The 13462-nt window shown below is 63.5% G+C and carries 10 protein-coding genes and 1 pseudogene; 4 read left to right on the top strand and 7 right to left on the bottom strand.

Annotated features, from left to right (window positions below; genetic code table 11):
* Window positions 1-102 precede the first annotated feature (102 nt).
* Both ACVDG8_RS05420 and ACVDG8_RS05415 read left to right on the top strand, forming a co-directional pair.
* Window positions 103-918 carry a p-hydroxycinnamoyl CoA hydratase/lyase gene (locus tag ACVDG8_RS05420; protein ID WP_447253786.1) on the top strand — a complete coding sequence of 272 codons (816 nt, stop codon included), beginning with the start codon at window positions 103-105 and terminating at the stop codon, window positions 916-918.
* Window positions 919-951: 33 nt separating this feature from the next.
* Window positions 952-2442, top strand: a complete 1491-nt coding sequence (locus ACVDG8_RS05415; protein WP_447253785.1) for an AMP-binding protein — start codon at window positions 952-954, stop codon at window positions 2440-2442.
* A gap of 67 nt (window positions 2443-2509) precedes the next feature.
* On the opposite strand, the gene ACVDG8_RS05410 is transcribed toward ACVDG8_RS05415, so the two are convergent.
* Window positions 2510-2926, bottom strand: a complete 417-nt coding sequence (locus ACVDG8_RS05410) for a winged helix-turn-helix transcriptional regulator (RefSeq protein WP_447253784.1) — start codon at window positions 2924-2926, stop codon at window positions 2510-2512.
* 107 nt (window positions 2927-3033) lie between these two features.
* Here ACVDG8_RS05410 and ACVDG8_RS05405 point away from each other — a divergent pair, with 107 nt between their 5' ends.
* Window positions 3034-3621 (top strand): dihydrofolate reductase family protein, encoded by a 588-nt coding sequence (locus tag ACVDG8_RS05405; protein ID WP_447253783.1) that lies wholly within the window; start codon window positions 3034-3036, stop codon window positions 3619-3621.
* Window positions 3622-3669: 48 nt separating this feature from the next.
* Here ACVDG8_RS05405 and ACVDG8_RS05400 read toward each other — a convergent pair whose 3' ends face one another.
* From ACVDG8_RS05400 to ACVDG8_RS05380, 5 genes and pseudogenes are all read right to left on the bottom strand, one after another.
* Window positions 3670-3924, bottom strand: coding sequence for a hypothetical protein (locus tag ACVDG8_RS05400; protein ID WP_447253782.1), 255 nt, complete (start codon window positions 3922-3924; stop codon window positions 3670-3672).
* Between the two features lie 198 nt (window positions 3925-4122).
* Window positions 4123-5289 carry a tetratricopeptide repeat protein gene (locus tag ACVDG8_RS05395; RefSeq protein ID WP_447253781.1) on the bottom strand — a complete coding sequence of 389 codons (1167 nt, stop codon included), beginning with the start codon at window positions 5287-5289 and terminating at the stop codon, window positions 4123-4125.
* On the bottom strand, window positions 5240-5746 hold the full coding sequence (locus tag ACVDG8_RS05390; RefSeq protein WP_447253780.1) for a tetratricopeptide repeat protein: 507 nt from the start codon (window positions 5744-5746) through the stop codon (window positions 5240-5242). Before ACVDG8_RS05390 ends, ACVDG8_RS05395 begins: the two co-directional genes overlap by 50 nt.
* A 304-nt stretch (window positions 5747-6050) precedes the next feature.
* Window positions 6051-7829, bottom strand: coding sequence for a tetratricopeptide repeat protein (locus tag ACVDG8_RS05385; RefSeq protein WP_447253778.1), 1779 nt, complete (start codon window positions 7827-7829; stop codon window positions 6051-6053).
* A 127-nt stretch (window positions 7830-7956) separates the two neighbouring features.
* Window positions 7957-9203, bottom strand: a pseudogene (locus ACVDG8_RS05380) (cytochrome-c peroxidase).
* A gap of 213 nt (window positions 9204-9416) precedes the next feature.
* Here ACVDG8_RS05380 and ACVDG8_RS05375 point away from each other — a divergent pair.
* A complete protein-coding gene (locus ACVDG8_RS05375; RefSeq protein WP_447253776.1) occupies window positions 9417-10949 on the top strand; it encodes an acid phosphatase in 1533 nt (510 codons plus the stop codon).
* Between the two features lie 69 nt (window positions 10950-11018).
* Here ACVDG8_RS05375 and ACVDG8_RS05370 read toward each other — a convergent pair whose 3' ends face one another.
* On the bottom strand, window positions 11019-13436 hold the full coding sequence (locus ACVDG8_RS05370; RefSeq protein WP_455707582.1) for a putative bifunctional diguanylate cyclase/phosphodiesterase: 2418 nt from the start codon (window positions 13434-13436) through the stop codon (window positions 11019-11021).
* Window positions 13437-13462 lie beyond the last annotated feature (26 nt).

Raw genomic sequence — 13462 nt, 5'->3', positions numbered from 1 at the left:
CTATGAAACATAGCAATTATCAGGGCGGAATTGATACAGGGGCCGCAGGAGCACGGCTCTTGGCTCGTCCCACAGCCTGCAAGCAGGAGGAGAGTTGTTGCCATGACCGAAGACACCGTAGCCTTCGACATCGAGGACGGCATCGCCTGGGTACGCTTCAACCGCCCTGACAAGCGCAATTGCATGAACCCGCCGCTCAACCGGCGCATGATGGAGGTGCTCGACCAACTCGAATATCGCGACGATGTCGGCGTGCTGGTGCTGACCGGCGAAGGCAATGCCTGGTCGGCCGGCATGGACCTCAAGGAGTATTTTCGCGAGACCGAAGCCAAGGGCCTCGGCGCCGTCCGCAAGGCGCAAAGCGAGGCCTATGGCTGGTGGCGGCGGCTGCGCTGGTATCGCAAGCCGACCATCGCCATGGTCAATGGCTGGTGCTTCGGCGGCGGCTACGGCCCGCTGTTTGCCTGCGACCTGGCTTTCGCCGCCGACGAGGCGCAGTTTGCGCTGTCCGAGATCAACTGGGGCATCCTGCCCGGCGGCGGCGCCACCAAGGTGGTGGTCGATCTGCTGTCGATGCGCGACGCCATGTACCACGCGCTGACCGGCGAGTTGATCGACGGCAGGAAAGCGGCGGCCTGGAAGCTGGTCAATGAAAGCCTGCCACTCAAGGACTTGCGGGCGCGCGTCACGGAAGTGGCCAACATTCTGCTGAAGAAAAATCCCGTCGCGCTGAAGGCGACCAAGGACGCCATCCGCCGTGTTGGCGAGATGACCTACGACAATGCCGAAGACTATCTGGTGCGCGCGCAAGAGGCGGCCAATTCCTACGACAATGACGGCCGCAAGGAAGGCATCCGCCAGTTCATCGACGAAAAGAGCTACAAGCCCGGCCTCGGCGCCTACGACAAGGCAAGGTGATCGGCCAAAATCTGATCGGGGAGGAGATGCGAGATGCCGGCCTGGACGACGCCCGATCCCGTGGCCTTGCACGCCGCCACGCAGCCCGAACGCATCGCTTGCGTCGACCTCGCTTCCGGGCGGCGCTGGACCTATGGCAGACTGGATGAGGCGATCCAGCGCGCCGTGGCCGTGCTGGATCGCAGCTACGGCATCGAGCCGGGACAGCGTATCGCCACCGTCGCCCGCAACAGCGCCGACCTGCTGATCCTGCAGCAGGCCGCCATGCGCCTCGGCGCCATCTTCGTGCCGGTCAACTGGCGGCTCGCAGCAGTTGAGCAACAGGCGATCCTCGCCGATTGCGATCCCGCGCTGTTGCTGCACGATGGCGCGTTCGAGACGGCGCCGCCAAAAGGCTGCACGCCGGTCGAGGTCCCCGACTTCGCGGCGACGGTGCAAGCGCAGGCGCCGGCGCCGCGCCGGCCCTTGCCGGCAGCCGACCAGCCATCGATCATCCTTTACACGTCGGGCACGTCGGGCCGGCCGAAAGGGGTGATCGTCACCGAGCGCAACGCCTTCGCCACCGCGGTCAATTTCGGCGTGCTGGGGCGGGTCGGCAATGCAAGTGTCTTCCTGTGCGACGCGCCGATGTTCCATGTCATCGGCCTCATCACCAGCCTGCGCCCGCCCTTGCTGCAAGGCGGCGCCGTGCTGATCTCGCCTGGCTTCGAAGCCGAGCTCACGAACCGCCGGCTGGCGGATCCCGAACTCGGCGTCACCCACTATTTCTGCGTCCCGCAAATGGCCAGAATGCTGCGCGCGGACGCCGCATTCGCGCCAGCGCGCTGGACCACGCTGACCGCCATCTTCACCGGCGGCGCGCCCAATCCCGCCGCCGATATCCTCTGGTGGCTGGAACAAGGCGTGCGCATGGTCGACGGCTTCGGCATGACCGAGGCCGGCACCGTGCTTGGCATGCCCGTCGAGGCCGGCCAGATCGCGCGCAAGGCGGGCTCCGCCGGCATGCCGGCGCCATCGCTGTCGCTGCGCATCGTCGATGACGGTGGCCGAGACGTCGCAGCCGGGCAGACCGGCGAGATATGGCTCAGCGGCCCCAACGTCACGCCGGGTTACTGGAACCGGCCGGACGAGACGGCGCAGGCCTTCACCTCAGATGGCTGGTTCCGCACCGGCGACATCGCGCGCCGGGACGATGACGGCTTCGTCACCCTCGTCGACCGCCGCAAGGACATGTTCATTTCCGGCGGCGAGAACATCTATCCGGCCGAGGTCGAAATGGCGCTGCTCGATCATCCCGACATTGCCGAAGCGGCTGTCATCGGCATCGCCGACGAGCGCTGGGGCGAGGTCGGCCGCGCCTTCGTCGTGCTGAAGGGCGTTGACCGGGTTTTCGACCCGGCGGCATTTGCCGCTCACTGCGCCGCCCGCATCGCCCGCTACAAGGTGCCGAAGGAGTTTCTGCGCGTCGAAGCCCTGCCGCGCACCGCATCCGGCAAGATCCAGAAACACATCTTGCGCGGCTGAGCCTGGGCATTGCTGCCGGGCTGGCGAGGGCGATGCGATCGTCTTCCGATCGAGCGACGCGAGCGTCCTATCCCAGATGCTCGGCCCTGAGCTGCTCTTTCATCCGCGCCAGCGCCGGCTCGCCGCCGGCCGCGAGTTGATCGGCGATCTTGGCGAGCTCGTCGTCGGCGCTGCGGTATTTGCTGCCCCAGGCGCCAAGCGTTGCCAGCACCGGCAACAGGTCGATGCCGGCCTCGGTCAGCCGGTAGATCGCCTTCAGCCCATGGCTGGGGTCGTCGCTGCGGGTGAGGATGCCTTCATCGACCAACGTCTGCAGGCGCTCGGCCAGCGTGCGCGAGGAAATGCCCTCATCGGATTGCAGGAACTCGCGAAAATGCTTTTTGCCGGCGAAGACCAAGTCGCGGATGATGAGCAGCGTCCAGCGGTCGCCAAGCAGTTCCAGCGAGAGATTGATCGGGCAGCCGGACCGTCCCTTGGTCGACATGGGCATGGTTCCATTTTTAAATCACTTTACTATTGACACCATTCTTGCGGTGTGTCAAATAGTTCCGAAAGTAAATCATTGGACGCCGCAGCATGAGGAGAATGACAATGAAAAAGCTCATCCTTCAGATGCAGATGTCGGTCGACGGCTTCGTCGGCGCCGATGCGGACTACCCCTGGCAGCTCTGGGAGTGGGGCGACGACAACGGCTGGGACGAGGCGCTCAAGCAGGATTTCAACGCCGTTTTCGAGACCGTCGACACCATTCTCTTGAGCCGCAAGATGGCCGAGGAGGGCTATCTCACCCACTGGGGCAATACGGCCAGGAAGTATCCGAAGGACCGCTTCTATGCCTTCGCCCAGCGCATCGTCGAGGCACAGAAGGTGGTGCCGAGCGACAAGCTCGAGGCCTCGCGCTGGGAGCGCACGCGGGCCGTAGGCGGCGACCTGCCGCGCGAGGTCAATGCCTTGAAGCAAGGCGCGGGCGGCGACATCGCCGTGTTCGGCGGCGCCGGCTTCGCCTCGGCGCTGATTGCCGCCGGCCTCGTCGACGAGTTCCAGCTTTTCATCAATCCGGCCGTGCTCGGCGCCGGCCGCCGCATCTTCGACCAGGGCGGTTTTTCCAGGCTGAAACTGATCGGCTCGAAAGCCTATGCCAGCGGCATGGTGGTGAACCGCTACGCGCCGGCTGGGTGAGGGGACGTTAGGTGGCGTTGCCTTGAATCAATGCGGCAGCGCGCGCCCCTAACTGCCGGTGCGGTTGTGCTTTTCCGAGGCCGGGACCGCGCCATCCGGGCTCGACCTGACCAATTGCAGCCGGACCGGCCGACTGTGTTGCGGCCGGCCTGTGTGATCGTTGGCGACGGCGACGAACCGGCGTGCTTCATGCAAGGTCAGGCCGATCAGCACTAGGCCCGCATATTCGGCCGGCGCGTCGGTGCCCGGGTCGAACACCGCCCAACTGTCGTGAGGCGGCTCCTGCACCGCAACAAATCTCATTCGAGCCCCCGCTCTGAAGAACTGCTAATATAGCAGACGCTGTTTGGCGTTGCTATGACCTAGCTCACACATGGTGCTCGCTTAACGGTCAGCGACCGGATGGCGTCACAGCATCAGGCGCGCAGCCGGCATAGCCGACTTGCCCCGCCAAACTGCATGCCGATCCTTTTGATTTTCTAGAAGCGCCGGCTTTCTTTCTCACGGCGCGGCGCTAAGCGCACGCAGCGCCATCGTCGCCGCGCGATACTCGACGAAACCCTTCGGGCAATCGCTGGCGGCCAGCCTGTAGAGCCGCAAGGCCTCCTCATTATGTCCCTGCAGCCGGTCGGCTTCCGCCGTGTAGAAATTCGCCTCGCATACCTGTCCCCGTTTGGTCTCCGGGTTGGAATCCTCGGCAGCCGCCAGTGTCTCGGCCGCCGTCTTGTCGCCGAGCAGCATCCGCACAACCGGCGCCGGCCATTTCGCCATGTCGAGCTTGGCTGTCGCCTCCCGCAGATGGCCGGGTAAGCCGGTACGCCGCTCGGCCAGTTCGCGCCAGATGGCGGCATAGGCGTCGTCGGGCTTGAGGGTGCCCGTCTGCCGAAAATCGGCCAGGGCCTCGGCAAGAGCGCCGGAATAGAAATGGACCAGGCCGCGGCCTCCATAGGCCTTGGCGAAGCTCGGATCGAGGGCGATCGCTTGGTCGTAGTCGGCGATGGCCTTTGCATAGTCGCCTTTGGTGGCCCAGACCGAGCCTCTGGCGACGAAGGCGAAGGGTTTTGTCAGGTTCAATCCAATGGCTGCGGTAAAATCGGCGGCGGCGCGGTCGTTGTCGCCCCGTCGCACCCACGCCGCGCCCCGACAAAAATACCCGATCGCGAGTTTTGGATCGAGGGCAATCGCCTGGTCGCAATCAGCGACGGCGCGATCGAGTTCACCCTTGCCCACGAGCGCGAAACCCCTGTTGGCAAACGGCGTGGCCATTGTTGGAGCAAAGCGTATCGCGTTGCCGTAGTCGACGACGGCGCGGTCCAAATCGCCCTTTGCTGCCCGTGCCTCGCCCCGATTGTTGTAAGCGTCGACATAATACGGGTCGAGGATGATCGCCTGATCGTAGTCGGCAATGGCGCGATCGTGCTCTCCTTTGTCGGCCCAGATCATGCCCCTGCTGTTGTAAGCCAGGGCGAATTTTGGATCGAGGCTGATCGAGGCATCCAAATCGGTCAGCGCCCGGTCGAGGTTGCCCTTACCCCACCAGGCACGGCCTCGAACGTAGCGGACGCTGCCGTCTTTCGGATCGAGCGCGACCACCTGGTCATAGTCGGCGACGGCGCCATCATAGTCGGGTCTTGGCCAATCGAGCATTGCCTCGCCGGTAGTAAGCATGCGTGTTCTTGGGATCGAGGCGGATCACCGCTTCGTAGTCGGCGAGCGCGCGCGCCTCGTCGCCCTTGCTCTCCCAGGCATCGGCGCGACTGTTGAGCGCGTCCACATCGCTCGGGTTGAGGTCGATAGCTTGATCGAAGTCGGCGATGGCGCGCTCGTTGTCACGTTTTCTTGCCCATACAAGCCCTCGATTGTGGAACGCTGCGGCGTCATGAGGATCGAGATCGATTGCCTTGCTGTAGTCGGCAAGAGCCGCGTCGTTCTCGCCCCTGAAGGAATTGGCGACGCCACGATTGTAGTAATAGTTGCTGTTCTTTGGATCGAGACTGATTGCGTTGCTGAGGTCTTCGACAGCCTTGTTGAAATCCGAGAAAGCCTTGTCCTGCTCCCCTTTAAAAATCCAGCTGATCCCACGGTTGTAATAGCCATTGGCCTGTGTCGGATCGAGGTCGATCATGGCGCTGAAATCGGCGATGGCGCGGTCATAGTCATGTCGCTCGGCCCACACATTGCCGCGCTTGAAATAGGCGATAACATGGTTGCGGCGCGGCTCCTCGCGTCGTCGATCATGCGCGTGCAGGCCTGGATGCGCACCGTCTGATCGACCTCGTCGTCGCTCATGCAATCGCTGCTGGCGCCGAGGGCGGGCAGCATAGAGACGAGCAGCAGGGCCGTGGCGGCAAGAACCGGCCGGCTCAGGCAAAAATGTCGGCCGTTCGGTCCAGATCCTTCTGGCGCGCACGTCGTTCTCTGCTTTGCACTCATGGCGCCATCTCATGCAGCGCGGCCTTCGCAGCGAGACCTTCGTAGTCATCGCTGGGACAGTCCCGGGCGGCGGTCCGGTAGAGCCGCATCGCCTCGTCGCCTTGTCCCTCAAGCCGCGCGAGTTCCGCGGCAAACAGGTTTGCCTCGCAGTGGTTGCCGCTGTCCTTACGCGGGTCCGGATCGGCGGCCGTGGCCAGCGCCTCCGCAAGGCTTGTTTCGCCAAGCAGCATGCGCACCGCTGGCGCCGGCCATTTCTTCATGTCGAGCTTGGGCGTCGCCTCGCGCAGATGATCAGGCCCGCCGCCGAGCCGCTCGGCGAGGTCGAGCCAGATGGCTGGATAAGCATCGTCCTGCCTGAGGGCGGTGGCCTGCCGGAAATCGGCGGTGGCCTTGACGGGGTCGCCGGAATGGAAGCTGATGATGCCGCGGCCGAGATAGGCATAGGCAAGCTTGGGGTCGAGAGCGATCGCTTCATTGTAGTCGCCAACTGCGCGGGCATATTCGCCCTTGTCGAACCAGATCAAGGCACGGCCGTCATAACTTCGGGCATCTTTCGGATCGAGGCTGATGGCCCGGTCGTAGTCGGCAATAGCCCGCTCATGCTCGCCCTTTCTTCTCCACAGTGCCGCGCGCCGGCGATAATTGGCTGCGTAGGCCGGCTTGAGCGCGATCGCTTGATCGTAGTCGGCAATGGCGTGGCTGTTGTCGGCCTTCCTGAACCAGGCGTTGCCTCGATTGGCGAATGCGCCGGGAGAATTTGCATCGATGGCGATCGTCCTGCCAAAGTCGGCTATCGCACGGTCCTCGTCGCCCTTTTGCGCCCAGACGAGCCCCCGGCTGTTATAGGCGTCGGCATCTTTAGGATCGAGATTGATCGCTTGATCATAGTCGGCGATCGCCTGGTCGTAGTCTTTCTTCTTTTTCCACACCAAACCCCTGTCGTAGTAGTGTTTGGCATTGGCGGGCTCCAGGCTGATCGCGCGACCGTAGTCGGCAATCGCCCGGTCGTAGTCGCCCTTGCGAGACCAGACCGTGGCGCGCATGGCGTAAGCGTCCGGGCGCTTGGGGTCGATGGCGATCACTCGATCCCAGTCGCCAATAGCGTGATCATAATCGCCCATGTCGTATCGGGTAATGGCGCGGATCTCATAAACCAGAGGGTCATTCCCATTCAGGGAAGCCGCCTTGTCGAAGTCGGCGATGGCGCGGTCGTAACGGGCCTTGTGCCTCCAGGACACACCTCTGTTGAGGTAGACGCCGATATCGTTGGCCCCGAGATCAATTGCCTTGTCGAAATCCGATATGGCGCGGTCGCTTTGTCCTTTGTCGTCCAAAAGAATGCCGCGCCCATAGAACGCGTCGGCGTCCTTCGGGCGGAGTTCGATCACCTTGTCGTAGTCCGCAATGGCACGATCGGTGTCCTTTTCCCGCGTCCAGGTGATGGCTCGGTTGTAGTATGCATCAGCGTTTGCCGGCTCGAGTTCGATCGCCCGATCGTAATCCTCGATGGCCAGAAAGTAGTTTCCCCGCGTACCGAAGGCATTGCCGCGAATGACGTGCGCAGTAGAGCGGTTTGACGATGGCTCCGCCCTGTCCTCGATGATCTGCGTGCAGGCTGCGATGCGCCGCGTCGGGTCGACTGTTTTGCCGTCGCAGGCCGGATGATCGTCATATTTCTGAATGGCAGCGGCGGCCGGCACGGCAGGGACGAGCGGCAGCAGGAGGAAGGCGAGCGCCCACCATGACGGTTTCAGCCATGCTCGAACCAATGCCACCCGCCCCACCAATCGAACCCCGCAGCGCTGCTGCAACACGATTGGGCGCATTCTAGCCAGGTGGTTTCAGCGAGCAATCGCTGGTTGCGTCTGTGGATCGAAAAATCCGGCGGCGCTGGATCAGCCGTCACTGCCCGGCCTGGTCGGCGTCGGTCAGCGTGCCGAGGAAGGCGACGATGTCGTCGATCTCGGCGTCGGTCAGCGCCGGCCTGTCACCGGGCTTCTTGCCGTTGAAGGGCGGATCGGTGTTGAGGTTCGGCCAGTAGGCTTTGGGCAAATCGTCGAATTTCCTGACCGTGCCGTCGGCGTTCTTCGGATACCAGCGACCAGGGTCGGTGTCGCGGCTGGCATAGAAGGCGACCGCCTCGCGCAGCGTGTGGAAATAGCCATTGTGGAAGAAACTTTTCGCAGCGCGACATTGCGCAGCGTCGGCGTCTTGAACAGGCCGCAATATTCCGTGCGCCCCTTGAAGTCGGTGCGCAGCGGGCCGCACAGGCCGAGGTCGACATAGTTGGGATCGGCATTGGCGGGGATCGCCGGATTGCGCGGCACGGCGATCGCGATCAGGCCGTAGTCGGTGAATTGCGGCGGCTCGCCGTCGTTGGCGGGTTCGCTCAAATGGCAGCTCGCGCAATTGCCCTTGGTCTCGTCCTCGAAGACCATGCGGCCATGCAGTTCCTGCGCGCTCAGCTGCGCCTTGCCGGCGAGGAAGGCGTCGTAGCGGCTGGAATACGGATAGAAGTCGGCGCTGCTCTGCTCGAACGTGCCCAGCGCCTCGACAGCGGCGGCGAAGGCGTCTTGCGGATGGTCGAGCACATCGGCGCCGAAAGCCGCCTTGAAGGCGCCGGCGTAGGGCGCCTTGCGCAGGCTGGCGACCACTTGTGCCTCATCCTTGTTCGCCATCTCGAAAGGCGACAGCAGCGGGATCCTGGCCTGGTCCTTGCCGTGGTCGGCGCGGCCGTCCCAGGTCAGGCCGCCGGTCGGGCCGTTGTCGACGCTCTCGTCGCCTTCGTCCTCGGAATCGTAGAAATGCTCGCTGAAGGCCGGCGTCGCCTGCAGGTAGCGCAGCGAGGGCACGGCGCGCTGTCCAGGCTGGTCGAGGCCTGGCCCGCCCATCTCGACCGGCGAGGCGGAGGCCGGACCGAAGGCATGGTTGGGATCATGGCAGGACGAACAGGCCTGCTTGCCCGACGCCGACAGCGCCGGATCGAAGAACATTTTTCGCCCCAGCGCGGTGAGTGCCTGCGCCCGCGCGAAGGCATCGGCGCGCGATAGGGGGCCGGGGTGGACGCTGCCGGCAGGCAGCCCGGCGGCTGGCCATAGGATTGCGATACCTGCAAGCGCCGCAAGCGTGGCGGTTGTCCATTGTTTCATGGCAGCCAGTCCGTTTCTGCATTTGCGTAAGCCGGCTTTGCTACGGAGTGATGACCGTTCGGTGAGGTCTAACTTTGCCCGCGTCGCGTTCCTTGGCGCCCCCCTCTGTCCTGCTATCCCCACGCATCCGCCGCCTGTCACAAAGCTGACAACCGCCAGCCCTAGCGTCTGAACGTTCCTCCAGCCATGTCCCCAGCCACGAGGCATTCTCCAATGACCAGGTCCTTCCTCTCGCTCTGCCTCGCTTCGACGGCGCTGGCATCGGCCGCCGCCGTCGCGCAGGCCGCTCCTCCCGGCTACGACAAGATCGACACCGTCGTCGTCATCTACGCCGAGAACCGCAGCTTCGATAATCTCTATGGCGGCTTCCCCGGCGCCAATGGCCTTGCCAATGTCTCGGCCGACCAGGCGCGCCAGCTCGACCGCGACGGCAAGCCGCTCACCGAGCTGCCGCCGGCCTGGGGCGGGCTGACCGGCAAGGGCGTGACGCCGGCGGTGACGGAGGCTCAGACCGAGCATCTCGCCAACGCGGTCTTTGCCATCGACGACCCTAAGGGTTTCAACGAAGGCACCAACGTCATCACGCATGATCTCTGGCACCGCTTCTACCAGGAGCAGATGCAGATAGATGCCGGCAAGAACGACAAGTTCGTCGCCTGGGCCGATTCCGGCTCGCTGGTGATGGGCCATTATGACGGCTCGCATCTGCCGATGTGGGCGGTCGGCCAGAAATATGTGCTGGCCGACAATTTCTTCCAGGGCGCCTTCGGCGGCTCCTTCCTCAACCACTTCATGCTGGCCTGCGCCTGCGTACCTTATTACCCGCATGCCGATACCAGCCCGGTGAAGGGCCAGATCGCCGTCGTCGAGGCTGATGGCACGACGCTGAAGGTGGCCGACAACTCGCCGCCTTCGGCACTTGGCGGCGTGCCGAAATTCGTCAGCGACGGCGCGATCACGCCAGACTTCTACGCCGTCAACACCATGCAGCCGCCATATCAGCCGAGCGCCAACAAGCCGGCCGAGGGTGGCGATGCGGCTCTGGCCGATCCGACGCAACCGACCACGCTGCCGCCGCAGCACGAGGTCACCATCGGCGATCTGTTGTCGCTCAAAGGTATCGACTGGGCCTGGTATTCCGGCGCCTGGCAGGCGGCGCTCGACGGCAAGAACGCCACGCCGGTGCCGAACTTCCAGTTCCACCACCAGCCGTTCAACTATTTCGCGGCCTATGCTCCGGGCACAGCCGCGCGGACCGCGCACCTGCGCGACGGCGGCCTTGGCGGCGAGGAGTTCATCAAGGCGATCGACGACGGCAAGCTGCCGGCGGTTTCCTTCTACAAGCCGCAAGGCAACCTCAACGAGCACAGCGGCTATGCCGACGTGACCAGCGGCGATCAGCATCTGGCCGACCTCGTTGCGCATCTCGAAAAGAGCCCGCAATGGCCGCATATGCTGGTCGTCGTCACTTATGACGAGAACGGCGGCTTCTGGGATCACGTCGCGCCGCCCAAGGCCGACCGCTGGGGGCCGGGCAACCGCGTCCCGGCCTTCATCATCTCGCCCTATGCGAAGGCGGGCACGGTCGACCACACGCAGTACGACACCACCTCGATCCTGCGCTTCATCACCAACCGCTACGATTTGCCGGTGCTGCAGGGCATCGTCCTGCGCGACAAGGCGCTCGCCGCCAACGGCCAGCCGCCGCTGGGCGACCTGACGGCTGCGCTTGATCTGACGAAGTAAGGTTTGGAAACTTCAATGAAAACAAGGCCCGCTCCGGCGGGCCCTTGTTTTCCGGATGCTCTGCGTTGCCTATGCCGTCTGGGCGCTTGGCAGCTCAAAAATCGTATATAGCTGGGATGCCGGCATAGGCCGCCCGAACAACCACCCCTGGACGTCAGTGCAGCCGTTTTCCCTGACGAGGCGGTATTGGTCTTCGGTCTCGACGCCTTCAGCAGTCGTGGTCATGCCGAGCGTCGAGCCGAGCTCGGCCACGGCCTTGACGATGGCACGGCTCTCGCTGCTTTCGCACATCAGGCTGACGAAGCTGCGGTCGATCTTGATGCGGTTGAACGGAAAGGACCTTAGATAGCTCAACGAGGAGTATCCCGTTCCGAAATCATCCATGGCGATACCGACGCCGAGATCGCGCAGGCTGTGCAGTGTCTGGATCGTGTGCTCGTTGTGCGCCAGCAGCACCGACTCCGTGATCTCGAGCTCCAGCCGCGACGGCATGAGACCGGAAGCGGCGAGCGCCGAGGTGACCTGAAGCGGCAATCCCTGCTGCTTGAACTGAGCGGGCGACAGATTGACGGCGACCTTGACGGGCAGCGGCCATTGAGCGGCATCGGCACAGGCTTGCCGCATGATCCATTCGCCGAGAGCGTCGATGACACCGGTCTCTTCCGAGAGCTGGATGAACTCCGACGGCGGCAGCAGGCCGAGGCGCGGATGATTCCATCTCACAAGCGCCTCGAAGCCGGTAAGCTTGGAGGTCCGTGCGTCGTGCAGCGGCTGATAGTGGAGGACGAACTGATCGTTTGCCACTGACACCGCAAGTTCAGCCTCGATCTGGCGGCGCTCCTGCAGACGCGCGTCCATCCCCGGTTCAAACGACCGGCAGGTGCCGCGGCCTTCCATCTTGGCCTTGTAAAGGGCAAGGTCGGCGTTTCTGATCAGGATCTCGGAGTTCTGCCCGTCCTCTGGAAAGACAGCGATGCCGATGCTGCCGCCGATGTTGATGGTGTGGCCCTGGATGGAAAATTCGCTGGAGAGCGCATGAATGACGCGGCTTGCCAGCGCGCCAGCCTGTTCGTTGCCATCGAGCAGGAGCTGGAGGACGATGAATTCGTCGCCGCCCACCCGCGCTACCATGGCGGTTTCCCCGGCCTGCTGCTTCAGGCGACCGGCCACGGCGCGGAGCAACTCGTCGCCCACCGGATGGCCGAGGGTGTCGTTCACCGGTTTGAACCGGTCGAGATCGATGCAATGAACTGCGAGTTTCTCACTGGCCCTGAGGCCGCTCAACGCCTCGTCCATCGTATTGGCCAGAAGCCCGCGGTTTGGCAGCCCGGTCAGGATGTCATGCGTCGCAAGGTGCTGGATCTCGGCGGTGCGCTCCTCGACGCGCCGTTCCAGTGTCTCCGCGGCCTCCGTCTGCATCGACATCGCGCGCCCGATGGCATACCAGCACGCCAACGCCAGCAAAGTGACGATGGCGATTGCGCCATAGCTCGCTAGCTCGAACTCTCGCACCGACCGGACATCGACATCGTTCTCGAACCGGCTGTTTGGGAATCCGGCCCAGAGCCGCCACGCGCTTCTCGGATCGTTTAGAGAAAGCGGGATCACTTCCGAATAGATCAGTTTTGGATCGGGCGAGGTGAAGGAGCTTGTATCGGCGGCCAGGGACGTCGAAAGCCGATGCTGGTCGGACTCGAAACCATAGTCCGCATTGACGATGACATAGTCGGCACTGGGAAGAAGCTTTCTCAGCGCCGAGGTAAGCATGATGGCTGAAACCGAGCCCCGCAGGCTGCCGTCGGTCGCGAAAACAGGAACCGAAAGGATGAATCCCGATCGGTCGGCGTTGTCGCCACTGTGAATGAAATCCGTGTTGTCGCAGGTGATCAGCTCTTTCGTGCCGATGATCGGTACGTTGAGCCCATCGATGTTGCTCGAAGTCGGGTAGTTCGCCTTCAGCCAGGCAAGTTGCTTGGCAAGCTCATGGTATTCATAAGTCTCGATCTCTTCGGGCGGACGCGTCAACGATTGATCGTCCAACGATGCGAGTTTTTTTGCGCCGGTCGCCTCGGTCCTTGCCTTGGCGTTCACGATGAGCTGGTCGAACTGCAGGATCGGCTCCTCCAGCTTGCCCTTCACCGGGTCGAAGCGGTCGGGGTCGAAGTTCAGCGGCAGGAAGTAGACTTCGGAGATGGAAACGTTATTGGCCAGGTTATTGTAGATCTGCTGGATCGTGGCGCGGCCTTCCTCGCCGAGGTTCGTTCCATGGCGGTCGAGGTTTTGCACGCTCGGCAGATAGGTGAGGGTCCGGACGTTCTCATAGATGGCGCGCAACGCGTCCTCGACGGTTTTGGCGGTTGCCCGCGATACCGCTTGGGAGTTCTCGAGGTAGCGCTCCTTGGCGAGCGCGAAGTCACGTTGGGAGCGGATGTGCAACGCGGCCAGCGTCGCCGCGCCGGTCACAAGGATCAGAGCAAATCCGGTCATTCGCCAGAACGCATTCATCCGTGAGC

The organism is Mesorhizobium sp. ORM8.1 (assembly GCF_053005525.2).
Note: the sequence above shows the minus strand (reverse complement) of the source record. Positions and strands in the feature narration are given on the sequence as shown.